Source organism: Rhodoferax sp. GW822-FHT02D07, assembly GCF_058802405.1.
Genome location: NZ_JBXAOD010000001.1, coordinates 167667 through 190468, shown reverse-complemented (window position 1 = coordinate 190468; position 22802 = coordinate 167667). Strand labels below are relative to the sequence as shown.

General features: G+C 63.5%; 21 protein-coding genes and 2 pseudogenes. 18 read left to right on the top strand and 5 right to left on the bottom strand.

From position 1 onward, the window contains the following. Window position 1: 1 nt before the first annotated feature. The 5 genes and pseudogenes from AC1RNN_RS00960 to AC1RNN_RS00940 form a co-directional block, all read left to right on the top strand. On the top strand, window positions 2-799 hold the full coding sequence (locus tag AC1RNN_RS00960) for a cyclase family protein (protein ID WP_493086757.1): 798 nt from the start codon (window positions 2-4) through the stop codon (window positions 797-799). A 10-nt stretch (window positions 800-809) separates the two neighbouring features. Then, window positions 810-1388 (top strand): cupin domain-containing protein, encoded by a 579-nt coding sequence (locus AC1RNN_RS00955; protein ID WP_493086759.1) that lies wholly within the window; start codon window positions 810-812, stop codon window positions 1386-1388. Between the two features lie 29 nt (window positions 1389-1417). Further along, window positions 1418-2404 (top strand): fumarylacetoacetate hydrolase family protein, encoded by a 987-nt coding sequence (locus AC1RNN_RS00950; protein WP_493086760.1) that lies wholly within the window; start codon window positions 1418-1420, stop codon window positions 2402-2404. Further along, entirely contained in the window at window positions 2401-3351 is a 951-nt protein-coding gene (locus AC1RNN_RS00945) for an NAD-dependent epimerase/dehydratase family protein (protein ID WP_493086761.1), read from the top strand. Before AC1RNN_RS00950 ends, AC1RNN_RS00945 begins: the two co-directional genes overlap by 4 nt. A 32-nt stretch (window positions 3352-3383) precedes the next feature. Beyond that, window positions 3384-3557: pseudogene (locus tag AC1RNN_RS00940) on the top strand (NAD(P)H-dependent oxidoreductase); the annotation flags it as partial. Window positions 3558-3689: 132 nt separating this feature from the next. Here AC1RNN_RS00940 and AC1RNN_RS00935 read toward each other — a convergent pair. Beyond that, a complete protein-coding gene (locus AC1RNN_RS00935; protein ID WP_493086762.1) occupies window positions 3690-4577 on the bottom strand; it encodes a helix-turn-helix domain-containing protein in 888 nt (295 codons plus the stop codon). Between the two features lie 273 nt (window positions 4578-4850). On the opposite strand from AC1RNN_RS00935, the gene AC1RNN_RS00930 reads away from it, so the two are divergent. Further along, on the top strand, window positions 4851-5615 hold the full coding sequence (locus AC1RNN_RS00930; RefSeq protein ID WP_493086764.1) for a nuclear transport factor 2 family protein: 765 nt from the start codon (window positions 4851-4853) through the stop codon (window positions 5613-5615). Beyond that, a complete protein-coding gene (locus tag AC1RNN_RS00925; protein WP_493086766.1) occupies window positions 5588-5965 on the top strand; it encodes an antibiotic biosynthesis monooxygenase family protein in 378 nt (125 codons plus the stop codon). Before AC1RNN_RS00930 ends, AC1RNN_RS00925 begins: the two co-directional genes overlap by 28 nt. Window positions 5966-6127: 162 nt before the next feature. On the opposite strand, the gene AC1RNN_RS00920 is transcribed toward AC1RNN_RS00925, so the two are convergent. Beyond that, window positions 6128-6664 carry a PadR family transcriptional regulator gene (locus AC1RNN_RS00920; protein WP_493086767.1) on the bottom strand — a complete coding sequence of 179 codons (537 nt, stop codon included), beginning with the start codon at window positions 6662-6664 and terminating at the stop codon, window positions 6128-6130. A 120-nt stretch (window positions 6665-6784) separates the two neighbouring features. Between AC1RNN_RS00920 and AC1RNN_RS00915 the strand changes: the two are divergent. From AC1RNN_RS00915 to AC1RNN_RS00905, 3 genes and pseudogenes are all read left to right on the top strand, one after another. Next, a pseudogene (locus AC1RNN_RS00915) lies at window positions 6785-8806 on the top strand (oxidoreductase); the annotation flags it as partial. 102 nt (window positions 8807-8908) lie between these two features. Continuing rightward, entirely contained in the window at window positions 8909-9289 is a 381-nt protein-coding gene (locus tag AC1RNN_RS00910) for a nuclear transport factor 2 family protein (protein WP_493087088.1), read from the top strand. A 92-nt stretch (window positions 9290-9381) separates the two neighbouring features. Continuing rightward, window positions 9382-10194 carry a crotonase/enoyl-CoA hydratase family protein gene (locus AC1RNN_RS00905; protein WP_493086769.1) on the top strand — a complete coding sequence of 271 codons (813 nt, stop codon included), beginning with the start codon at window positions 9382-9384 and terminating at the stop codon, window positions 10192-10194. 6 nt (window positions 10195-10200) lie between these two features. Here AC1RNN_RS00905 and AC1RNN_RS00900 read toward each other — a convergent pair whose 3' ends face one another. Beyond that, a complete protein-coding gene (locus AC1RNN_RS00900; protein WP_493086770.1) occupies window positions 10201-11079 on the bottom strand; it encodes a patatin-like phospholipase family protein in 879 nt (292 codons plus the stop codon). Between the two features lie 209 nt (window positions 11080-11288). On the opposite strand from AC1RNN_RS00900, the gene metG reads away from it, so the two are divergent. From metG to nadB, 3 genes are read left to right on the top strand one after another with little or no spacing between them, the layout of a single operon-like run. Next, window positions 11289-13397, top strand: a complete 2109-nt coding sequence (gene metG, locus AC1RNN_RS00895; RefSeq protein ID WP_493086771.1) for a methionine--tRNA ligase — start codon at window positions 11289-11291, stop codon at window positions 13395-13397. 30 nt (window positions 13398-13427) lie between these two features. After that, window positions 13428-14174 carry a YoaK family protein gene (locus AC1RNN_RS00890; RefSeq protein WP_493086772.1) on the top strand — a complete coding sequence of 249 codons (747 nt, stop codon included), beginning with the start codon at window positions 13428-13430 and terminating at the stop codon, window positions 14172-14174. 20 nt (window positions 14175-14194) lie between these two features. Then, complete coding sequence (gene nadB, locus AC1RNN_RS00885; RefSeq protein WP_493086774.1) at window positions 14195-15799, top strand: L-aspartate oxidase; 1605 nt, start codon at window positions 14195-14197, stop codon at window positions 15797-15799. Window positions 15800-15806: 7 nt separating this feature from the next. Here the strand turns inward: nadB and AC1RNN_RS00880 are convergent, their stop codons facing one another. Beyond that, window positions 15807-17045 (bottom strand): EAL and HDOD domain-containing protein, encoded by a 1239-nt coding sequence (locus AC1RNN_RS00880; RefSeq protein WP_493086775.1) that lies wholly within the window; start codon window positions 17043-17045, stop codon window positions 15807-15809. 129 nt (window positions 17046-17174) lie between these two features. Further along, window positions 17175-17879, bottom strand: a complete 705-nt coding sequence (locus tag AC1RNN_RS00875) for a glutathione S-transferase family protein (RefSeq protein ID WP_493086777.1) — start codon at window positions 17877-17879, stop codon at window positions 17175-17177. Window positions 17880-18074: 195 nt separating this feature from the next. Here AC1RNN_RS00875 and AC1RNN_RS00870 point away from each other — a divergent pair, with 195 nt between their 5' ends. From AC1RNN_RS00870 to AC1RNN_RS00850, 5 genes are all read left to right on the top strand, one after another. After that, window positions 18075-19013, top strand: a complete 939-nt coding sequence (locus AC1RNN_RS00870) for a chromate resistance protein ChrB domain-containing protein (protein ID WP_493086778.1) — start codon at window positions 18075-18077, stop codon at window positions 19011-19013. Next, window positions 19006-20343 (top strand): chromate efflux transporter, encoded by a 1338-nt coding sequence (gene chrA, locus AC1RNN_RS00865; RefSeq protein WP_493086780.1) that lies wholly within the window; start codon window positions 19006-19008, stop codon window positions 20341-20343. The genes AC1RNN_RS00870 and chrA overlap by 8 nt, the downstream gene beginning before the upstream one ends. A gap of 12 nt (window positions 20344-20355) precedes the next feature. Further along, window positions 20356-20679, top strand: a complete 324-nt coding sequence (locus AC1RNN_RS00860; RefSeq protein ID WP_493086782.1) for a rhodanese-like domain-containing protein — start codon at window positions 20356-20358, stop codon at window positions 20677-20679. A 155-nt stretch (window positions 20680-20834) separates the two neighbouring features. Beyond that, window positions 20835-22475, top strand: coding sequence for an FAD-dependent oxidoreductase (locus tag AC1RNN_RS00855; protein ID WP_493086784.1), 1641 nt, complete (start codon window positions 20835-20837; stop codon window positions 22473-22475). Continuing rightward, window positions 22472-22801: a 4Fe-4S binding protein gene (locus AC1RNN_RS00850; RefSeq protein ID WP_493086785.1), complete on the top strand. Its 330-nt coding sequence runs from the start codon at window positions 22472-22474 to the stop codon at window positions 22799-22801. The genes AC1RNN_RS00855 and AC1RNN_RS00850 overlap by 4 nt, the downstream gene beginning before the upstream one ends. Window position 22802 lies beyond the last annotated feature (1 nt).

The following is a 22802-nucleotide window of genomic DNA, read 5'->3' as shown; positions in this document are numbered from 1 at the left end:
TATGTCCAAACCCCAACGCCACTTTGTCGACTTGTCCATCTTCCTGGAGAACGATGTGCTGTCCGACCCACCGCCCCTGGCACCTAAGATCACCTACCAAAAGCATGCGGACACGCTGCCCGAGTTCATGGCAATGCTTCCGGGCACACAACCCGAAGACTATCCGGACGGTGAGGCCGCTGCGGCTGAGTGGGTGACATTGACCACGCACAACGGCACCCACCTGGATGCGCCATGGCACTTCCACTCCACACAGGATGCGAAGAACGGCGGCTCGCGCCCCTCCATCACTATCGACGAAGTGCCTTTGGAGTGGTGCTTCCAAAATGGTGTGAAACTGGACTTCCGCCACTTCCCCGATGGCTACGTTGCGACCGCCGCCGATGTCGAAGCCGAGCTCCAACGCATCGGGCATGAACTGCAACCGCTGGACATTGTTGTTGTCAACACCCGTGCGGGCTCACGCTACGGCCACCCCGACTACCTCGGTGCCGGTTGCGGCATGGGCTATGAAGCCACCATGTACCTGCTGGAACGTGGTGTACGCCTGACGGGCACCGACGCCTGGAGCTGGGATGCCCCTTTCAGCTATACCGCGAAGAAGGTGTCCGAGACAGGCAACAAGGCACTGATCTGGGAAGGCCACAAGGCAGGTCGCGACATTGGCTACTGCCATTTGGAAAAGCTGCACAACCTGGAAGCCTTGCCGCCCAACGGTTTCACGATCAGCTGTTTCCCCCACAAGATCCGCGGAGCCTCGGCAGGATGGACACGCGCAGTCGCCATCTTTGAAGCGTAAGGAGCGCCCTATGTCATTTCCTCCTATCCATCGCGTGGTCACCGGCCACAACGCTCACGGAGAGGCCATTGTCGTGTCCGAAGGACCCCTGCCCACGGTGGCGCATATCACAGCCATACCCGGAACGGTTTTCCATGAAGTCTGGTCCACCCAGGGTAGTCCGGTCCGTGTGGACAACGGCCCGGACCCCACGCTGGGCCCCGTCATCTTGCCACCCCCAGCGCAAGGCACCCGCATCCGCTTTGTGGATATTCCACCGGACACTGCCGAATTCCTGTCACAAGGTAGTGCGCGCATGCAAGACGCGTTCGGCCAGATTGGCGATGTCTCCGCCTCTACGGTCCAACCGCACTCACCCCACCCCCTGATGCACAGAACCGAATCCGTGGACTACGGGATCGTGATCGACGGTGAAATGACCCTGATCCTGGACAAGGGGGAAGTGCTGTTGAAACCGGGCAGTGTTGTCGTGCAACGCGGTACCAACCACGCTTGGGCCAACCGGTCCGGCCGACCGTGTCGCATGCTGTTCGTACTGGTGGATGGTCAGTACGAAGACGGCCTGGCGAAGACCATTGCAGCGCACTGAATATTTTGTCCATCAAGGAATGAGCCCACATGAAATTTGCAAGCCTGAAAAGTAACCACAAAGATGGACGCCTGGTGCTGGTCTCCCGCGACGGCACTCGCGCGGTCGAGGTTGGCGACATCGCGCCCAGCCTGATCGATGCGCTGGAGCGTTGGGACGGCGTGCGAGAGCCTTTGCTGACCGCCTACGAACAGCTGAATGCCGGGCGTGCAACTGGCAGTTTTGCCTTTGACCCCACACAGTGCGCGGCCCCCTTGCCCCGCAGCCCGCAATGGCTGGACGGCTCGGCGTTCCTCAACCACAGCAACTTGATGGACAAGGCCTTCAACAAGCCGCCACCGCCGCTGGTGGACACCGTGCCCATGATGTACCAAGGCGCCAGCGACGATTTTTTGGGCCCACACGATACGGTGGCTTTGCCGACGATGGACGATGGCATCGATTTCGAGGGCGAATTCGGTGTCATCACCGGGCCGGTGCCCATGGAGGTGGACGCGGAGGCTGCGCTGGGTTGCGTGCGCTTGCTGGTGCAAATCAATGATTGGAGTCTGCGCTCTCTCGGCCCGCATGAAATGAAGACCGGCTTTGGATTTTTGCAGGCCAAACCCTCCACGGCATTTGCCCCGGTGGCCGTGACGCCAGACGAGCTGGGGCCTGCATGGCGCAGCGGCCGGGTCCAGATGCGCCTGCACGTCCAATGGAATGGGCAACGCTTCGGTGAGCCCCACGGCGGAGAAATGAATTTTCATTTCGGCCAGCTCATTGCCCATGCCGCCCGCACCCGGCGACTCAGTGCGGGTTGCATCGTGGGCTCCGGCACTGTTTCCAATGCGGAACGCGCTGCGGGCTCTGCCTGCATTGCAGAACGCCGTGTGATTGAGCTGATTGACCAAGGGCGCATACAGACCCAGTTCATGCAGTTTGGCGACTATGTACGCATGGAGGCCCACACGGAAGACGGCGCCCCAGGTCCATTTGGCGCCATTGCGCAGCGCGTTGTGGCGTACCAACCATGACGCGGGTCGCAGTCACCGGCGCCGGAGGATTCATCGGCAGTGCGCTGACGAAAACCCTCTTAAACAGCAAAAGTTGGGCGCCCGACCTTGAGAGCGTGATCGCCATTGACTTGCAGCTACCCGCCGGACTGCACGACCCCAGGCTGCATCCAATCAAAGGCAGTGTCGCAGACGCCGACCTGATTGCACGGGTGTGCGACATGCGACCCGACATCGTGATCCATCTGGCAAGCGTACCGGGGCGCACGGCAGAGCAGAACTACGCCCTGGGCCGCCGCGTGAACCTGGACGCTTCGGCCGATTGGCTGGAGGGCCTGGGAGCGCAAGGTCATCGCCCCCGCTTTGTGTACGCAAGTTCCATTGCGGTGTACGGCGAAAGACTGCCAGCGGTGGTCGATGAGCAAACACCTGCCCACCCCAGCCTCAGCTATGGAGTGCACAAGCGCGCATGCGAGCTGCTGGTTGCGGATGCCACACGACGCGGCTGGATTGAAGGCTGCTCCCTGCGTCTACCAGGGGTAGTGGCTCGCCCTGCCCAAGCAGACGGTCTGATGTCGGCTTTCATGAGCGATGTGTTCTGGGCGCTCGCTGCGGGTCAGAAAATCAAACTTCCCGTGACTCCAGACGGAACCGCGTGGTGGATATCGGTAAAAGCAACGGTGGCCAATTTGCTCGCGGCAGCGCGGGTCACAATGGACCCGGCGCATACGAGTCGCGTGTACCAAATGCCTGCGTTGTACTTGCCAATGCAGGATGTTGTGGACGCACTCGCACGTCGGTTCGGCGTGGACAAAGCAGCGCTGGTGGAGTACGCACCGGACGCCGTCATCCAACGACTTTTTGCCTCCTATCCTCCTCTGACGACCCCCTTGGCCGATGCCCTGGGCCTGCGCCACGACGGCGATGTGTCGGGCTTGGTGGATTCGGTGTATTCGCAACTTGTCTGAGTGAATGGCGTAAGTTCCTGCTTAGCCACCCCAACGACTCGGGACGCGCTATCGAGCACCCAGAGAGCCACCTGCAAACCGTGTTCGGGTTCTTGGGCATCACCGATGTGCGCTTTGTGCGCGCTGAAGGCGTTGCCATGGGTGACGCGAAGAAGGCTGAGGCGCTGGCTGAAGCGGCCAATGGGATTGCCAAGCTGGCCACCTGAACGGCAGATTAAGCGGCGCTGGTCCACATCAACCAGCACTGCAAAAACGACAAAGCCCGGCTCTGCCGGGCTTTGTCGTTTGGGGATTTGTATTGGCTTGGACACTGTAAATGTGTGCCCGGCCCTAGATGACTATAAAGGACGATGGCCAGTGCGAAACGCCACCGGCGTGGTCCGCACCATGCGTTTGAAGAACTTAACGAAATTGGTAGGTTCGGTGAATCCCAAGCCATGCCCGATCTCCGCGATGGTCGCCTTGCTGTGAACCAGCAGCCGCTTCGCCTCCAGTGCAATACGCTGGTCAATCACCTCTTTGGCGGTACGGCCAGTGGTCGCCACGCACGCGCGCGACAAGGTGCTTTCTGAAAACCCGATGCGTCGGGCCAAATCCAGCACCCCGGGGCGTGTTTTGAAGCGCGCCTCCAGCTCCTGGCAGAACAGGCGATACATCTTTCCCTCTTGTGCCCTCTCGGGCACGCCCATCTCACCGCCCAACACGCGGGCAAGTCGCAAGAGCAATATCAAAACTTCATGCCGAATGATGGTCGCATCGATCAGGCTTCCCTCGAAGCGGTCTATATCCGCCCTCAGCCTGCGACTGTCTGCCGTAGCTTCGATGAAGAGATCTTGATCCGGTGTGGAGACGCTGGGCCATTGGTCCAGAGCGAGCAGTTCTTTGTCGATGGCCGGCGCGCTCGTCGCAGAAACCAGGGCCTCCGCCGAGATCAAGGTGAGTTGTCCCTGCAGATCATCGGTCAAATGCCATTGCTGCACCTGGCCTGCCCGCACCAGAAGCATCGAACCTGGCTGCAATGGGTGTTCAACAAAATCGACCATGTGCCGCGAACGGCCCTCCTGAACAAATAGAAGGTGATGGAAATCGACACGCTGTGGGGCCGCAAGCATGCTGGCGCTTGCGCGTTGCCTGAGCTCTTGCAGCGTCATCGCCTCCACACCCACATGGGCCAGCCGGGGGTTGTTGAAATGAATCTCGGGGATGCTGGAGGCAGCGGTTTTCATGCCTCTGGAGTTTATGGGGAAAACTGCACAAATCCCAGTTTTGACCATAGCTTGAGCGAATTCAATCTTTCAATGGCACGCACGATGGACAAAACTACCCCAGAAAAACACCAATGCGACGAACCTCAACCCTAGCCTTTAACAATTTCTTGCTTGGATTTCACCATGACTATCGTTCGATCATTGCGTTTGACCATGGCGGCATTGGCCATCACCGGTCTCGCTGCCTGCACAGGCAACCCATCCCTTCGCACCACCAAAGAGAAAGAACCTATGACCACACAAAAACAGCAAGTCGTCGCCCTGCTCAAGGCCATCGAAACCGGTGATGCCGCCCCGGTCGCCGTGATCAACCCTAACAAATACATCCAGCACAACCTGTCCGCTGCAGACGGCCTTGCCGGCTTCGGGGCGCTACTGCAAGCCTTGCCCAAAGGTTCTGCCAAGGCAAATACCGTACGCGTATTCCAGGACGGTGACCTGGTTTTCGCCCATACCGAATACAACTTCTTCGGCCCCAAGATCGGCTTCGACATCTTCCGCTTTGAAGACGGCAAGATCGTTGAGCATTGGGACAATTTGCAGGAAACACCCGCCAAGGCCAACCCAAGCGGTCACACCATGGTCGATGGCCCGGTGCAATCCACCGATCTGGACAAGACCAGCGCGAACAAGGCACTGGTGAAGTCATTCGTTGAAGACATCCTCGTCAATGGCCGCATGGACAAGCTCGCTGGTTACTACGACGGCGACAACTACGTGCAACACAACCCACAAATCGGGGACGGCCTGTCCGGTCTCGGCCAAGCGCTGCAAGCCATGGCCAAGGCAGGCATCACCATGAAGTACGACCGCATCCACCGCGTGCTCGGCGAGGGCAACTTCGTACTCGTGGCCAGCGAGGGGAACTTTGCAGGAAAGCCAAGCAGCTTCTATGACCTGTTCCGCGTGCAGGACGGCAAGATCGCAGAACACTGGGACACGATCGAAACCATTCCAGCGCGTTCGGAATGGAAGAACGCGAACGGCAAGTTCTGAACCCGAAGAAGGACGACATCATGAACCTCTCGAAGCCTAGTGATGCCGCTACCGCACCTTCGGCCAAAGTCATTGAAGTCGTGACCTTCAAGCTCAGGGGCGGCGTTACGGCAGCGCAGTTCAGGCTTGTCGACCAGGAGGTCGAGGCACAACATGTGTCAAAGCAGCCGGGGTTCGTCTCGCGTGAGAGCGCGGCGGGCGAGCATGGCGAATGGCTGGTGATTGTGCATTGGCGGTCTGCCGCCGACGCGAACGCTTCTATGGCGAGCTTCGAGACAGCATCTGCGGCAGCAAAATTCATGTCCAGCATCGATGCATCGACGATGCGTATGAAGAGGTATGACAGGTGACGCTAGGAGCAGACCAACACAGTGCCATTCATCGCATACACGCGGGCTGGCTGAACGGCAGATTGATCGGCGCTGGCCCACATTAACCTGCACTTCAAAAACAACAAAGCCCGGCTCTGTCGGGCTTTGTTGTTAACGGTCAGAGGCTGTCATACCCACACGTTACACCCCCTCCAACACCCCCAACGCCTCCCTCGCCCACGCAATACTCCCCTCCTCGTACATGATCCCCTTCTTGAGGATCAGGTGCTGCAGCCGCTTGGCGCGCGGCATGGCGTCACCCCGCGCAAAGTCACGCGCCTCGATGGCGCGGTAGTGGGCCAGGCGCTCCGTGTGGTGGGCAATACGGGCGCGCAGTTCGTTGCTCAAATCCACCTCACCCAGCGCCGCATCGGCGCGCAGCTTGACGGTGAATTCGTCACGCAGGTCGGTGGGGGGCGTGGGCTCCTGGGCCCAGCGGGCCAGTTCGGCGCGGCCGGTGGGGAGCACCCGGTATTCGCGTTTGCGGGTGGCGCCAGCGTCGGGGGCGGTGTCGGAGACTATCCAGCCTTTTTCTTCCATGCGCGCGAGTTCGCGGTAGATCTGCTGGTGGGTGGCGTGCCAGAAGTAGCCTATGGACTTGTCGAAGCGGCGCGCCAGCTCGTAGCCGGAGGACGGTTTTTCGATCAGGGAGGTGAGCACGGCATGGGCAAGCGACATGCGGGCGAGTCTAAGGGGAGCCCTCTAACTATGCAACCAGTTGCATAAATCTAGCTAGACTTCTACACTGCGCTGCAACTGGTTGCATAGTTGCCGCCCAACCCAGAACAAGGAGACCTTATGACCGTGCCCGCCCTCACCTACCCCCACATGCTCGCCCCGCTGGACCTGGGCTTTACCACGCTGAAAAACCGCGTGCTCATGGGCTCCATGCACGTGGGCCTGGAAGAGGCGCGCGACGGCTTTGCCCGCATGGCGGCCTTCTATGCCGAGCGCGCCAAGGGTGGCGTGGGGCTGATCGTGACAGGTGGCATTGCGCCCAATGACCGCGCCCGCCCCATGCCCGGTGGCGCAGCCATGACGACGCAGAAGGAGGCTGACAAGCACAAGGTGGTGACCGAGGCGGTGCACGCTGCGGGCGGCAAGATTTGCATGCAGATCCTGCACTTTGGCCGCTACGCCTACCACCCAGAGCTGGTAGCGCCCAGTGCGCTGAAGGCGCCCATCAGCCCCTTCCGCCCGCACGCGCTGACCACGGAAGAGGTTGAGCAGACGATTGAGGACTACGCCAACGCAGCGGCCCTGGCGCAAAGCGCGGGCTATGACGGCGTGGAAATCATGGGCTCCGAGGGTTACCTGATCAACGAGTTCATCGCCCGCCAGACCAACCACCGCGACGACGCCTGGGGCGGCAGCTACGAGAACCGCATCCGCTTCCCGCTGGAGATCGTGCGGCGCACGCGGGCGCGGGTAGGCGAGAACTTCATCATCATCTTCCGCCTCTCCATGCTGGACCTGGTGGAAGGCGGCTCTACCAAAGAAGAAGTGGTGCAGCTCGCACAGGCGCTGGAAGCGGCCGGCGTGACGATTCTGAACACCGGCATTGGCTGGCACGAGGCGCGCATTCCCACCATTGCCACCAAAGTGCCGCGCGCGGCCTTTGCCTGGGTGACACAGCAGCTCAAGGGCAAGGTTAGATTGCCGCTGGTGGCCACCAACCGCATCAACACGCCCGAGGTGGCAGAACAAATTTTGGCGGACGGCATGGCCGACATGGTGAGCATGGCCCGCCCCTTCCTGGCCGACCCGGATTTTGTGGCCAAGGCCGCCGCCGGCAAGGCCGACACCATCAACACTTGCATTGGCTGCAACCAGGCCTGCCTGGACCACACCTTTGGCGGCAAGATCACGTCATGCTTGGTAAACCCGCGCGCCTGCCACGAGACGCTGATGGTGGCCACGCCCGCACCACGCAAGGAGCGCATCGCCGTAGTGGGCGCGGGCCCGGCGGGTCTGGCCTTTTCGACGGAGGCCGCCAAGCGGGGCTTTGACGTGACCCTATTTGACGCAGCCACGGAAATTGGCGGTCAGTTCAACGTGGCCAAGCAAGTGCCGGGCAAGGAAGAGTTTTACGAGACGCTGCGCTACTTCGGCAAGCAGATCGAGCTGACCGGCGTGAAGCTGCAGTTGGGCAAAAAAGTGAACGCACAAGACCTGACCGCAGCGGGCTTCAAGCAGGTAGTGCTGGCCACCGGCGTGACGCCACGCAAGCCCGAGATCGAAGGCATCGACCACCCCAAGGTGCTGGGCTACCTGGACGTGCTGCGCGACAAAAAGCCCGTGGGCCAGACCGTGGCGCTGATTGGCGCGGGCGGCATTGGTTTTGACACGGCCGAGTTCCTCTTGCACGAAGGCACCAGCCCCAGCCTGGACCAGGCCAAGTTCTTTGCCGAGTGGGGCGTGGACACCACGTTTGCCCAGGCCGGCGGCCTGAAGACCGCGCACATCGAAAAGACGCCGCGCAAGGTCTACCTGCTGCAGCGCAAGACCAGCAAAGTGGGAGACGGCCTGGGCAAGACCACGGGCTGGATTCTTCGCACATCCCTCAAGAACCGCCAAGTGGAGATGGTCAACGGCGTGACCTACCGCAAGGTGGACGATGCCGGCCTGCACATCACCGTGGGCGACAAGGACATGGTGCTGCCCGTGGACAACGTGGTCATCTGCGCGGGCCAGGACCCGCAGCGCGCGCTGCAGGCCGAACTGCAGGCGGCGGGCGTGACCGTATACCTGATTGGCGGCGCCGATGTGGCGGCCGAGCTGGACGCCAAGCGCGCCATCAAGCAGGGCACGGAGCTGGCCCTGGCCTTTGGCGCCGCGCCGGCGGCTGCCGAAGCCGCCAAGCCCGCCACGCAACTGCAGGTGACCGCTCCCGTGGCTGCCAGCCTCAAGGTCTGGCACGAGATGATCGAGGCCAAGAACCTGGGCGAGCTGGCCAGCATCCTGCACCCCAAGGCCGTGTTCCGCTCGCCCATGGCGCACACGCCCTACCCCAGCGCGCAGGCCGTGCAGGTCATCCTGGGCAATGTGATCCAGGTGTTTGAGGACTTCACCTACCACCGCCAGTTGGCCAGTGCCGACGGCCAGAGCGTGGTGCTGGAGTTCAGTGCCAAGGTGAACGGCAAGGAACTCAAGGGCATCGACATGGTGCAGTTCGACGCCGAGGGCAAGATCGTGGACTTCGAGGTGATGGTGCGCCCCATGAGCGGCCTGCAGGCCTTAGGCGAAGAAATGGGCAAGCGCCTGGCGCCCTACATTGCCATGATGAAGGGCGCCAAGGTCTGAGAGCTCGCATCAGAACGCTATGGTTTTGCTAGCTGCTCGCGCAAATTCCACGCGGGCTATCAGCCTAAAACATCCATAAACAGGAGGCAGACATGCAATTCGAAACCCTCAGCGTCACGCTGGACGCGCACATCGCCACCGTGCGCCTGAACCGCCCCGACAAGGCCAACGCCATGAACGCCACCATGTGGCAGGAAATCCGCCAGGCCTTTGAATGGGTGGACCGCACGCCCGAAGCTCGCGTAGCCGTGCTGCAGGGCGAGGGCAAACTGTTCTGCGCGGGCATCGACCTGCAGATGATGATGGGCATAGGCCCGCAGATCAAGAACGACTGCGATGGCCGCACACGCGAAGCACTGCGCCGCATGATCCTGGACATGCAGGACACGCTGACCAGCCTGGAGCGCTGCCGCAAACCGGTGCTGGCCGCCATCCACGGCGGCTGCATTGGCGGTGGCATCGACCTCGTCACCTGCGCCGACATGCGCTACGCCAGCGCCGACGCCTACTTCAGCATCAAGGAAATCGACATCGGCATGACCGCCGACGTGGGCACGCTGCAGCGCCTGCCCAAACTGGTGGGCGATGGCATTACGCGCGAGCTGGCCTACACGGGCCGCAAGTTTGAAGCCGAAGAAGCGCGCCAGATGGGCCTGGTGAACCGCGTGTTCGAGAGCCGCGAGGCGTTGTACGCCGGCGTGCAGGAGATTGCGGCCACCATCGCCGCCAAGTCGCCGCTGTCCATCCGCGGCACCAAGGAAATGATCAGCTACGCCCGCGACCACAGCGTGGCCGACAGCCTGAACTACATCGCCACCTGGAACGCCGCCATGCTGATGAGCAACGACCTGACCGAGGCGATGACGGCGAACATGCAGAAGCGGGTGGCGGTGTTCAAGGACTGAGGCAGATCAGGCCTGCCTCAGCCAAGCGCCTGTGTCCTGCAGGCCTTGGTTGTAGGTGCTCTGCACGTTGGGGCCGCTGGTGCAGTCCATGTTCGTCGCGTCCACGGGGCGGCTGGGCTGTAGGTAGGTGCGCCCCTGGAAGTCAAACGCCGCCGGCAGGTCCGCCCGGTGGCGTGTCAGCAGCACCAGCGTGCCCGTATCGTCTGCACGGTCTTGCGGCAACGGCACGTTGTCGTAGAACCCACCGTCCAGCGCGGCACGGCCATTGACCTTGTGCGTGGGTGTGATGGGCACTGCGGCTGCAGATGCCAGCAGCAGGCTGCGCGCATCGTCCAGTTGTGGGCAGTCGGTCAGGTCGTGGTACTCGGGGCGCAGGCCCACCCAGTGGGGCAGGCGGCCGTGGAACGTCTTTAGCCAGAACTTCTCGGTGGAGTACAGGGCCAAAGCAACGGCAGTGGACAGGGTCACTGGCAGGAAGGGAATGGGCCGCGTGATGGCCACGTCCACCTTTAGCGTGCCACCTTGCAGCCTCTTCAAATCTGCCGTCTGCAGAAAACTCTCAATCCAGTCCGGATAAATGCGCGGCAGCACAAAGGGGCGCTTGCCTTTGAGCAGGTCGCGCCAAACAATGTTCTTGGGCGTCTGGTTGAAGCGCTCCACAGCAGCGGCCAAAGATTCCTGCAGCCGCCCGGTCGCAAACGCTGTGGCAATGCCCGCCCCCGCACTCACCCCAATCAGCCGCTTGACCTGCCAGTTGGCCTGCTCACACAAGCGATCCACCGCCCCCGCCTGCCACCAGCAACGGTTGCCACCGCCGGCGAACACCGCGGTATGAAAGGTGCGGGTCATGAAATCAGAAGGGCTGATGGCGGCCATGGCATGCATGGAGGTCCTTGAAATGGAGGTGGGCGGGATTGTAGGGGGCGACTTTTCTCACACCACTCTCGATCAGGAGGGTTGGCTGTTTTGCGCAGGTAAAGGAGGAGCCCGCACAGCGGGCAGGGGACACGGAGCAAAACAGTCAGCCCTCCTGATCCCCACCCAACAAGGTGGCCGACTAAAATCCCCAGTTCCTCCGTGAAAGTCGATTTCCCATGTCCCGCCAACTCTTCGTCACCACCGCCCTGCCCTACGCCAACGGCAACTTCCATATCGGCCACATCATGGAGTACATCCAGGCTGATATCTGGGTGCGGTTCCAGCGCATGCAGGGCCATGCGGTGAACTTCTGCGGGGCGGATGACACGCACGGTGCGCCCATCATGATTGCCGCCGAAAAGGCCGGCAAGACGCCCGAGCAGTTCGTGGCCGACATTGCGGCCGGCCGCAAGCAGTACCTGGATGGCTTCCACATCAGCTTTGACAACTGGCACAGCACCCACTCGCCCGAGAACACCGAACTGGCGCGCCAGATCTACCGCGACCTGCGCGACCGCGCCGACGGTTCGCTCATCGAGGTGCGCACCATCGAACAATTCTTCGACCCCGAGAAGAACATGTTCCTGCCCGACCGCTACATCAAGGGCGAGTGCCCCAAGTGCCACGCCAAGGACCAGTACGGCGACAACTGCGAGGTCTGCGGCTCGGTGTATGCGCCCACGGACCTGATCAACCCCTTCTCGGCCCTGTCTGGCGCCAAGCCCGAGCTGAAAAACTCGGAGCACTTCTTCTTCAAGCTCTCCGACCCGCGCTGCGTGGAGTTTTTGGAAAACTGGACGCAGGACGGCAAGTTGCAACCCGAGGTGGCCAACAAGATCAAGGAATGGTTCACCATCCGCACCAACCCGGACGGCACCACCAGCGAAGGCCTGGGCGACTGGGACATCTCGCGCGACGCGCCCTACTTCGGTATCGAGATTCCCGATGCACCGGGCAAGTACTTCTATGTGTGGCTGGACGCGCCCGTGGGCTACCTGGCCTCGCTGAAGAACTGGTTCGACAAGGGCGGCCCCAAGGCCAAACATGGCGACACGCGCAGCTTTGACGAATACATCGCAGCGCCCGACACCGAGCAGTACCACTTCATCGGCAAGGACATCGTTACCTTCCACACGCTGTTCTGGCCCGCGATGCTGAAGTTCAGCGGCCGCAAGACGCCCAACAATGTGTTTGTGCACGGCTTCCTGACTGTGAACAACGGCGAGAAGATGAGCAAGAGCCGTGGAACGGGCCTGGACCCGCTCAAGTACCTGAGTCTGGGCATGAATGCCGAATGGTTGCGCTACTACCTGGCGGCCAAGCTCTCCAACCGCAACGAGGACATCGACTTCAACGCCGAAGACTTCATGCTGCGCGTGAACTCGGATTTGATTGGCAAGTACGTGAACATCGCTTCCCGTGCGGCCGGCTTCCTGACCAAGCGTTTCGAAGGCAAGCTGACCAGCAGCTTTGGCGCAACCGGCGCTGCCCTGCTGGCCGACATCCGCGGCGCGGCTGACGGCCTGGCCGCCAGCTTCGAGGCCCGCGAGTACAGCAAGGCCACACGCGAGATCATGCTGCTGGCCGACAAGGTCAACGCCTATGTGGACCAGAACAAGCCCTGGGACCTGGCCAAGGACGCCGCCAACAACGCGCAGCTGCACGAAGTCTGCTCGGTGCTCATCAACGCCTTTGCCGCGCTGACCCGCTACCTGGCCCCCGTGCTGCCCGGCCTGGCCCAGGCCGTGGAAGGCTTTGTGGGCCAGAGCATGCAGCAGTGGGCCGTGGCCGGCGATGTGCAGGCCATCACGCCCTACCAGCACCTGATGCAACGCGTCACCCCCGAGCAGCTGGATGCATTGTTTGAGCCTCCAGCCCCCGTGGAATCTGCGAAAGCAGCTACAGAAAGCGTAGCAATCGTGCCCGGCGGCGAAGCCATTGCCCCCATCATCGGCATCGACGACTTTGCCAAGATCGACCTGCGCATCGCCAAGATCGTGGAATGCTCCGCCGTGGAAGGCTCCACCAAGCTGCTGCGCCTCACGCTCGATGTGGGCGAAGGCCGCACGCGCAATGTGTTCAGCGGCATTGCCAGCATGTACAAGCCCGAGCAACTGGTGGGCCAGCTCACCGTGCTGGTGGCCAATCTGGCGCCGCGCAAGATGAAATTTGGCGTGTCCGAAGGCATGGTGCTGGCCGCCAGCCATGCGGACGAGAAGGCCGAACCCGGCATCTACATCCTCAACCCCTGGCCCGGTGCGCAGCCTGGCATGCGCATCCACTAAGCCCCTATTGCCCGACCGGACCACAAACGCATGTTCCCCTGGATCCACGGTTGGGTTGATACGGAACGTACCCCGCAGGCCAATGCCCGGCTGGGCATGACCCTGGCGGCGGTGGCCGGTGCAGCCAACGCCGGGGGCTTTCTGGCGGTGCACGAGTACACCTCCCACGTCACCGGCGTGGTGTCCACCGTGGTGGACTCCGCGGTGCTGGGCCATACCGACGTGATGCTGACCGGGCTGGCCATGCTCACCGCGTTTGTGCTGGGTGCCATGACCACAGCCATCCTGGTGAACTGGGGCCTGCGCCGCCACCTCCATACGGCCTATGGCCTGCCCCTGCTGCTGGAGGCGGCGCTGCTGCTGGTGTTTGGGGTGTTTGGCGGCGTCATGAACTACGCCATCTACTTCTTCACCCCGCTCACGGTCACGCTGCTGTGCTTCATCATGGGCCTGCAGAACGCGGTGATCACCAAGATCTCGCGCGCCGAAATCCGCACCACCCACCTCACCGGCCTGGTGACGGACGTGGGCATTGAGCTGGGCAAGATGGTCTACATCAACCACGCCGATACACCCAGCCCCGTACGCGCCAACACCCAGAAGCTGCGCCTGCACAGCCTGCTGATCGCCAGCTTTGTGGGTGGTGCCTTTCTGGGCGCACTGGGTTTCAAGACTTTGGGTTTCATTACCACCGTGCCGCTGGCGCTCACCCTGTTGTTGCTGATCGCCCGCCCACTGTGGCAAGACGCCAGACGCTGGCTGCAGCAGCGGCCCTAGATTTTTCTCGTTCTGTTTGCATGACCACTTCCCCCTCTTCTCCCCTGTCGTTTGACGTGCTCATCGTGGGCAGCGGCCTGGCCGGCCTGAGTTCGGCGTTGCTGCTCTCCCAGAAGTACCGCGTCGCCATCCTCACCAAGCGCGCCGTGCGCGAAGGCTCCAGCGGCTGGGCCCAGGGCGGTATTGCTGCCGTGTGGGACAAGGACGACAGCTTTGCCGCCCATGTGGATGACACCCTGGTGGCCGGCGCCGGCCTGTGCGACCTGAAGGCCACGCAATTCGTGGTGGAGAACGCGCCGCAAAGCATTGCCTGGCTGCAGCAGCTGGGCGTGCCCTTCTCCGAGGAGGACGGCCACCTGCACCTCACGCGCGAAGGCGGCCACAGCGCCCGGCGCATCGTGCACGTCACCGACGCCACCGGCGCAGCGGTGCAGCGCACGCTGATCGAACAGGTCAAGGCCAGCCCCAATGTGACGCTGTTCGAACACCACACGCTGGTGGACCTGATTACCACCGCCAAACTGAGCCAGCCGGGCGAAAACCGCTGTGTGGGCCTCTACGCGCTGGACGACGAGACCGACCAGGTGCTCACCTTCCAGGCGCCCCACACCATCCTGGCCACAGGCGGCGCAGGCAAGGTCTACCTCTACACCACCAACCCCGACACAGCCACGGGTGACGGTATTGCCGCGGCCTGGCGCGCGGGCTGCAGCGTGCAGAACATGGAGTTCATCCAGTTCCACCCCACCTGCCTCTACCACCCGCACGCCAAGAGCTTTTTGATCAGCGAAGCCGTGCGTGGCGAAGGCGGGCGCCTGCTGCTGCCCGACGGCACGCGCTTCATGCCCGCCCACGACAAACGCGCCGAACTGGCGCCACGCGACGTAGTGGCCCGCGCCATCGACTTCGAGATGAAGAAAGGCGGCTTTGATTGCGTCTATCTCGACATCTCGCACCAGCCGCTGAGCTTCATCCAGGAGCACTTCCCCAACATCTACGCGCGTTGCCTGGAGCTGGGCATCGACATGTCCAAGCAGCCTATCCCGGTGGTGCCCGCTGCGCATTACACCTGCGGCGGCGTGGTGACCGACCTGTCCGCCCGTACCGATGTAGCCGGCCTCTACGCCGTGGGAGAAACCGCGTGCACCGGCCTGCACGGCGCCAACCGTTTGGCATCGAATTCGCTGGTGGAATGCATGGTATTTGCGCGAGCAGCTACCACTTTGATAGCAGAGCAACTGACCGGACAAGCCGCTGGAGCCCCGCTGCAACTGCCCGTGTGGGACGACAGCCGCGTGACCGACTCCGACGAATCCGTGGTCATCTCCCACAACTGGGACGAGCTGCGCCGCTTCATGTGGGACTACGTGGGCATTGTGCGGACCAACAAGCGCCTGGAGCGCGCCGCCCACCGCATTGCGCTGCTGCAGGACGAAATCCAGGAGTTCTACGCCCACTTCCACGTCACGCGCGACCTGCTGGAGCTGCGCAACCTGGTGCAAGTGGCCGACCTCATCGTGAAGAGCGCCCAGGCCCGCCGCGAAAGTCGTGGCCTGCACTACAGCCGCGACTACCCCACGCTGCAGGACCAGGCCGCGCCCACCACGCTGATTCCCACGCCCTGAGCGCCTGTCACTGGTAAACGGCGTCCGCCCAGACGATGGCTTCCATGTGGGCCACGTTGATCTGGCGGTAGGACAGGTCCAGGCGCTGGGCGGCCTGGGCGAAGACCTCGGCATCTTCCATCTCGCAGGCAATCGCCATGGCCAGCAGGTCCATGTACTTGCCGGTGCCCTTCAGCAGGGCTTCGTTGATGGCGCCGTCCAGCCCCAGCATGGACAGCGCATCCGCCAGTGAGCAGCCAAGCATGCGGTCCAGCAACGAAAAGAGACCAATGAGGAAGGCCTCTTCCTGCTCCTCCGGCGCCAGCCGGTCCACGCTCAGCAGCTCCATCATCTTGGCGCGCACCACGGCCATATTGCCGGCCAGCGTGGGCTTGCCGTCCACGCCCGCCGTCATCAGCATGGCGGCCCAGCGCTGCAGGCGCTCGTTGCCCAGCAGCATGACTGCCTGGCGGATGGACGTGATCTTGGTGCGCAGGCCCAGGCCGGCGGAGTTGATGAGGCGCAGCAGGTTGTAACTCAGTGCCGCGTCGTGCTTGATCACCAGCTCGATCGCGTCCACATCGGCCTCGCTGCGCAGCTTGGCAAATAGGCTGGCCGCACTGGCCTGGCTGGGGCTGACCACCTGGGTCTTGAGCACCTCGGGGCGCGAGAACCAGAACCCCTGGAAGAAGTGGAAGCCCACGCCCTTGAACACCTCGAACTGCGCCGCACTCTCCACCTTCTCGGCCACGGCAATGGCGCTGGTGCGGGTGTGGATGGCGTCCAACAGGGGCTTGAGCTTGGCGGGATCGATGGCGCGCACGTCCACCTTCACAAAATCGGCAATGCCCTGCCAGGATTTGTAGATGGGTGACACCACCGTGTGATTGAAAGCGAGGCGGAAACCGCGCTTGCGCAGCGCCACCAGCTTGAGGCGCGACTCTTCGATGCCCGCCGGGTCATGACCGGGAAAGTGCGGCACCTCGATGATGGTGCGCTGGGGTATCAGAAAGTCCCAGTGCGCACCGGTCAGACTCTCGTGCGTGGCGTTGAGGAAGAGGTCGGCCTGCCCCGTCACCAGCTTGCTGCCGCTCTGCGCCACCACGTTGAGCACCAGCGACACATCGCTGGCCAGCGTGTGGTCCTGCGCGCCCTGGCTGCGGTTGAACAGCTCGTAGCCCACGATGGACTTGTCCGCGTCCACGATGTGCTGGCGTGCGATGGAGAAACTGGATACGTCTGCGCTCTCTGCGTCGTCTGGATTCACGGCAACCTTTCCGCAGTCCGGTGGACTCTGCCACCGCCTCCCTGCCCCTCAATGATGCCTCAGCGTCGGCGCAGCAGGGTGGCATTCACCACCAGGCCGGCAAGCTGTATGCCAGTTTCTGTCGCTATTTCAGGCAGCAGCGGGAATCGTCAGGCCCTTGGCCACGGCCGGGCGCGCCAGGAAGGCGGCCAGCACGCGTGCCACGTTGGGGAAGTTGGCAAAACCCACCAGATCGCCCGCGCCGTAGAAGCCCACCAGGTTGCGCACCCAAGGGAAGATGGCGATGTCGGCAATCGTGTAGGTCTCACCCATGATCCAGTCGCGCCCGGTCAGGCGCTGCTCCAGAACGCCCAGCAGGCGCTTGCTTTCGTCGATGTAGCGGTCGCGCGGGCGCTTGTCTTCAAAGTCCTTGCCGGCAAATTTGTGGAAGAAACCGACCTGGCCAAACATGGGGCCGATGCCGCCCATCTGGAACATCAGCCACTGGATGGTCTCGTAACGGCCTGCCGCGTCCTGCGGGATCAACTGGCCGGTCTTCTCGGCCAGGTAAATCAGGATGGCGCCGGACTCAAACAACGGCAGCGGCTGGCCGCCGGGGCCATTGGGGTCGATGATGGCGGGGATCTTGTTGTTGGGGTTGAGCGAGAGGAACGCGGGCGTGAGCTGGTCATTGGTCTGGAAGCTCACCAGATGCGGCTCGTATGGAAGGCCCAGCTCTTCCAGCGCAATGCTGACCTTGACGCCGTTGGGCGTGGGCAAGGAGTAGAGCTGCAGGCGCTCAGGGTGCTGGGCGGGCCACTTGGCGGTGATGGGGAACGTCGACAGATCGGTCATTGCACTTCCTTTTTGCTCTGGTTTTGATAGCTGCTCGCGCACTGGACACGGGGGTCAGGGGCTTTTTTCAGTCTTCATGGTAGCGCGGGTGCTACGCCCTTGCTGGCCGCCGGGAATTAGGCCTCCGCGCATCTTTTAGGTAGAAGAAACTACAAATATGTAGATATTTCTACTTATTTGTTATAAATTCTACAAATGCTTTGGCTCAACCTCATCACCAGCCTGCCGACCGATACCGCCACCGTGCGCATGCGCGTGTGGCGCAGCCTCAAGGCCAGCGGCGTGGCCGTGCTCAAGGACGGCGTCTACCTGCTGCCCGAGCGGCCCGACTGCCGGCTGGTGCTGGAGCAGGCCGCGCATGAGGTGCTGGAAGCCGGGGGCAGCGCTTATGTGCTGCAGGTGCAGGCGCCGGCCGATACCGACTTTGTGCCCCTGTTTGACCGCAGCGCCGACCATGCCGCCCTGCTGGCCGAACTGGCCCCTGTACAAGCCCTGCTGGCTGAGGGCGATGTGGCCCAGGCCACGCGGCAGTGCCGCAAACTGCGCAAGGCGCAGGCGCAGCTGGCGCAGACCGACTACTTTCCCGGCGAGGCCCAGCGCCAGGTGGAACGCGCGCTCGGTGACCTGGAAGCCGCCATCGCCCGCGCCAGCGCACCCGACGAGCCGCACGCCGGCACCAGCGCCATCACCCTGCGCGACCCCGCCCAGTACCAGAGCCGTACCTGGGCCACGCGGGCACGCCCCTGGGTGGACCGGCTGGCCTGCGCCTGGCTGATCCGCCGCCACATCGACCCGCAGGCCCGCATCCTGTGGCTGGCCCACCCGCAAGACTGCCCGGTCGACGCGCTGGGCTTTGACTTTGACGGCGCCACCTTCAGCCACACCGAGGGGCGCGTTAGCTTCGAGGTGCTGCTGGCCAGCTTCGGCCTGCAGACCCCGGCCCTGGAGCGCCTGGGCGCCCTGGTGCACTTTCTGGACGTGGGCGGCGTGCAGCCTCCCGAGGCCCTGGGCGTGGAGAGCGTACTGGCCGGCCTGCGCGACAGCCTGAGCGACGACGACACCCTGCTGCAAGCCGCCTGTACCGTGCTGGACGGGCTGCTGCGCCACTTTGAAAGCACTGCCCCCCATGCCTGAGACTTCCACCCCACCCGCACCCGTGTCGTTCTGGCAGGCCTTCACCTTCTGGCTCAAGCTGGGCTTCATCAGCTTTGGCGGCCCGGCCGGGCAGATTGCCATCATGCACACCGAGCTGGTGGAGCGGCGCCGCTGGATCTCGGAGAAACGCTTTCTGCACGCGCTCAACTACTGCATGGTGCTGCCCGGCCCCGAAGCGCAGCAGCTCGCCACCTATATCGGCTGGCTCATGCACCGCACCTGGGGTGGCGTGGTGGCGGGCGCGCTGTTCGTGCTGCCCTCGCTATTTTTGCTCATTGGCCTGTCCTGGGTCTATATCGCCTGGGGCGATGTGCCCTGGATCGCCGGCATCTTCTATGGCATCAAACCGGCGGTGACGGCCATCGTGCTGCAGGCTGCACACCGCATTGGCGGGCGCGCGCTGAAGAACCGCGCGCTGTGGGCCGTGGCGGCGGCCTCCTTCGTCGCCATCTTCGCGTTCAATGTGCCCTTCCCCCTCATCGTGCTGGGCGCGGCCCTGCTGGGCTGGCTGGGCGGGCGCCATGCGCCACAGTGGTTCCAGGGCGGTGGCGGACACGGTGCGGGCAAAACATCCTTCGGCCCTGCACTGATTGATGACGACACGCCCACGCCGGCGCACGCGCGCTTTGCCTGGTCGCGGCTGGCGCTGGTGTGCGGCGCGGGCCTGATGCTGTGGGCCCTGCCCATGGGCGCGCTCACACTGACTTGGGGCTGGGAGCACCACTACACGCAAATGGGCTGGTTCTTCACCAAGGCCGCGCTGCTCACCTTTGGCGGGGCCTATGCGGTGCTGCCCTATGTCTACCAGGGCGCCGTGGGCCACTACGGCTGGCTCACGCCCACGCAGATGGTGGATGGCCTGGCCCTGGGCGAGACCACGCCCGGACCGCTGATCATGGTGGTGGCCTTTGTCGCCTTTGTGGGCGGCTATGCCAAGGCCTTGCTGGGGCCGGATGCGCTGTTTCTGGCGGGTGCACTGGCGGCCGCGCTGGTGACCTGGTTCACCTTCCTGCCCTCTTTCCTCTTCATCCTGGCCGGCGGGCCACTGGTGGAGACTACACACAACGACCTCAAGTTCACCGCGCCACTCACCGCCATCACCGCCGCTGTGGTCGGGGTGATCCTCAATCTGGCCCTGTTCTTTGGCTACCACGTGCTGTGGCCGCAAGGTTTCGCGGGCGCATTCGATGCGGTCGCCGCCCTCATTGCCATCGCCGCGGCCATCGCCCTGTTCCGCTACAAGCGCAATGTGATCCACGTGATTGCGGCCTGCGCGTTGGCGGGCTGGCTGGTTTCGCTGTTCCACTAAGGAGTCAACCCCATGGATGCCATCACCCCCACCGAACTGGCCCAGTTGCAAACCCAGGGGCAGGCCTTCACCTTGCTCGATGTGCGGCGCGACATCGCGCGTCAGCGCGACGGCACCCAGATCGCACACGCGCAATGGTGCAACCCGGCTTTGTGGCTGGAGTGGAAAGACACGGTCCCCACAGACAAGCCCGTGGTGCTGTACTGCGCCCACGGCCACGAGATCGGCCAGGGCCTGACCACGGTGCTGCGCGTCATGGGCCTGGACGCGCGCTACCTGGAAGGTGGCATCGCGGCTTGGCAGGCGGCGGGTCTGGCCACCGAAGCGATGGCCTGAGGCGGCACTGCGCACGCCCCATATGCGCGTTGCGCATGTAGGTGCGTCCTGCGCGCACGCAAAACTTTGATCGCCTTGCATATCTGAAATCCTTCCTTCTGCGACGCAAGCTGCCTCCCTAGCATCCAGTCTCTCTGCAACAGACGGGACATGCCATGGGCACACGGGATTTCAGCTTGGAGCGCCTCAGCGGTGCGGATGCATCGCGCGAATACACGGTCGATGTGCTGGTCATAGGCGGCGGGCCCGCCGGGGCCTGGGCGGCCATCAGCGCACGCGCCCAGGGCGCCAGCGTGCTGCTGGTGGACAAGGGCTACTGCGGCACCTCAGGCGCCACCGCGCCCTCGGGCACCGGTGTCTGGTATGTGCCACCCGACACCGAGGCACGCGAACACGCCAAGGCCAGCCGCTACACCATAGGGGGTCAGCTCGCCGAGCAGGACTGGATGGACCGGGTGCTGGAGCAGACCTGGGTCAATGTGCAGCAGCTCGCCGAGTGGGGCTACCCCTTCCCCGTGGACGAGACCGGCGAGCAACGCCGCACCTCGCTGCAGGGGCCGGAGTACATGCGCCTGATGCGCAAGCGCGTCAAGGAATCGGGCGCGCAGATTCTGGACCACAGCCCTGCGCTGGAGCTGCTGGTCAACGAGGAAGGCCATGTGGTCGGCGCCAGCGGCGTGAACCGGCAGAACGAGGACATGTGGGTGGCGCGCGCAGGCGCGGTGGTCATTGCCAGCGGAGGCTGCGCTTTCCTGAGCCGGGCGCTGGGCTGCAATGTGCTCACCGGCGACGGCCTGCTGATGGCGGCCGAGGCGGGGGCCGAGCTCTCGGGCATGGAGTTTTCCAATGCCTACGGCCTGGGCCCGGCGTTCTCCTCCGTGACCAAGTCTTTGTTCTACAACTGGGCCACCTTCTATTACGCCGATGGCAGCGAGATCGAGGGCGCGGGTTCTGCGCGCGGGCGCAGCATCATCGCCAAGACGCTGGAGACACAACCCGTCTTCGCCAGCCTCAACAAGGCCGACGCGCAAATCCAGGCCTGGATGCGCACGGCCCAGCCCAACTTCTTTGTCTCGTTTGACCGCAGCGGCATCAACCCCTTCACCCAGCATTTCCCGGTCACGCTGCGCCTGGAAGGCACGGTGCGCGGCACCGGCGGCCTGCACCTGGTCGACAGCAGCTGCGCCACCACCGTGCCCGGCCTGTATGCAGCGGGCGATACGGCCACACGCGAACTCATCTGTGGTGGCTTCACCGGCGGTGGCAGTCACAACGCGGCCTGGGCCCTGTCCTCCGGATTCTGGGCCGGCGCGGGGGCGGCAGACTTTGGCAAGCGGGCCCGCAGCGCCAGCCAACACGCCATCCTGCGCGCCGGGCAGGCCGGCCTCTCGGGCCGCGGCCAGGCGCTGGACCCTGAACAGCTCATACGCGCGGTGCAGGCCGAGGTCTTCCCCACGCAGAAGAACTGGACGCGCCGCGCCGAGGTGCTTACCCAATCGCTGGGCACGCTGGACGGTCTTTGGCAGTCACTGCGGACCGCAGCGCGCCCGGCAGACGCGCAGACCCTGGTGCGCACGCGGGAGGCCGCGGCCATGCTGGCCACCTCGCGCTGGATGTACCACAGCGCCTTGGGCCGCACCGAAACCCGCGGTATGGCCCGGCGTGCCGAATACACCGCGCTGGACCCGCTGCAACGCCGGCGCCTGGTGAGCGGCGGGCTGGACGAAGTCTGGGTCCGTGACCACCGGCTGTCCGATGCCAGCCCCACCCCTGAATCCGCCGGAGTCTCCACATGATCGAAATCGTCAGCGCCGAGCGCTGCACTGCCTGCAATATCTGCGTGCACGTGTGCCCCACCAATGTGTTTGACCTCGCCCCCAAGCAGCCCCCGCGCATCGCCCGGCAGGACGACTGCCAGACCTGCTTCATGTGCGAGCTGTATTGCCCCGAAGACGCCCTTTACGTGGCCCCAGTCGCCGATCAGGCGCTGCCCGTAGCCGAGCAGGACGTAGCCATACAGGCCCTGATGGGCAGCTACCGCGATGCCATCGGTTGGGGCAAGGGCCGCAAGCCCACTGCCCGACTGGACAGCAGTTTTGAACTTTTGATGAGAGCCCACTAAG

Excerpts from the sequence above, each read along its gene's own strand:
- AC1RNN_RS00935 (WP_493086762.1), bottom strand. The coding sequence starts at position 4,577 with ATGAAAACCGCTGCCTCCAGCATCCCCGAGATTCATTTCAACAACCCC.
- AC1RNN_RS00910 (WP_493087088.1), top strand. The coding sequence starts at position 8,909 with ATGATCGAGGCCAAGAACCTGGGCGAGCTGGCCAGCATCCTGCACCCC.
- AC1RNN_RS00850 (WP_493086785.1), top strand. The coding sequence starts at position 22,472 with ATGATCGAAATCGTCAGCGCCGAGCGCTGCACTGCCTGCAATATCTGC.
- nadB (WP_493086774.1), top strand. The coding sequence starts at position 14,195 with ATGACCACTTCCCCCTCTTCTCCCCTGTCGTTTGACGTGCTCATCGTG.
- AC1RNN_RS00890 (WP_493086772.1), top strand. The coding sequence starts at position 13,428 with ATGTTCCCCTGGATCCACGGTTGGGTTGATACGGAACGTACCCCGCAG.
- AC1RNN_RS00860 (WP_493086782.1), top strand. The coding sequence starts at position 20,356 with ATGGATGCCATCACCCCCACCGAACTGGCCCAGTTGCAAACCCAGGGG.
- AC1RNN_RS00920 (WP_493086767.1), bottom strand. The coding sequence starts at position 6,664 with ATGTCGCTTGCCCATGCCGTGCTCACCTCCCTGATCGAAAAACCGTCC.
- AC1RNN_RS00955 (WP_493086759.1), top strand. The coding sequence starts at position 810 with ATGTCATTTCCTCCTATCCATCGCGTGGTCACCGGCCACAACGCTCAC.
- AC1RNN_RS00900 (WP_493086770.1), bottom strand. The coding sequence starts at position 11,079 with ATGCATGCCATGGCCGCCATCAGCCCTTCTGATTTCATGACCCGCACC.
- AC1RNN_RS00875 (WP_493086777.1), bottom strand. The coding sequence starts at position 17,879 with ATGACCGATCTGTCGACGTTCCCCATCACCGCCAAGTGGCCCGCCCAG.
- AC1RNN_RS00960 (WP_493086757.1), top strand. The coding sequence starts at position 2 with ATGTCCAAACCCCAACGCCACTTTGTCGACTTGTCCATCTTCCTGGAG.
- AC1RNN_RS00945 (WP_493086761.1), top strand. The coding sequence starts at position 2,401 with ATGACGCGGGTCGCAGTCACCGGCGCCGGAGGATTCATCGGCAGTGCG.
- AC1RNN_RS00950 (WP_493086760.1), top strand. The coding sequence starts at position 1,418 with ATGAAATTTGCAAGCCTGAAAAGTAACCACAAAGATGGACGCCTGGTG.
- chrA (WP_493086780.1), top strand. The coding sequence starts at position 19,006 with ATGCCTGAGACTTCCACCCCACCCGCACCCGTGTCGTTCTGGCAGGCC.
- AC1RNN_RS00870 (WP_493086778.1), top strand. The coding sequence starts at position 18,075 with ATGCTTTGGCTCAACCTCATCACCAGCCTGCCGACCGATACCGCCACC.
- AC1RNN_RS00905 (WP_493086769.1), top strand. The coding sequence starts at position 9,382 with ATGCAATTCGAAACCCTCAGCGTCACGCTGGACGCGCACATCGCCACC.
- AC1RNN_RS00925 (WP_493086766.1), top strand. The coding sequence starts at position 5,588 with ATGGAAGAACGCGAACGGCAAGTTCTGAACCCGAAGAAGGACGACATC.
- AC1RNN_RS00855 (WP_493086784.1), top strand. The coding sequence starts at position 20,835 with ATGGGCACACGGGATTTCAGCTTGGAGCGCCTCAGCGGTGCGGATGCA.
- metG (WP_493086771.1), top strand. The coding sequence starts at position 11,289 with ATGTCCCGCCAACTCTTCGTCACCACCGCCCTGCCCTACGCCAACGGC.
- AC1RNN_RS00930 (WP_493086764.1), top strand. The coding sequence starts at position 4,851 with ATGACCACACAAAAACAGCAAGTCGTCGCCCTGCTCAAGGCCATCGAA.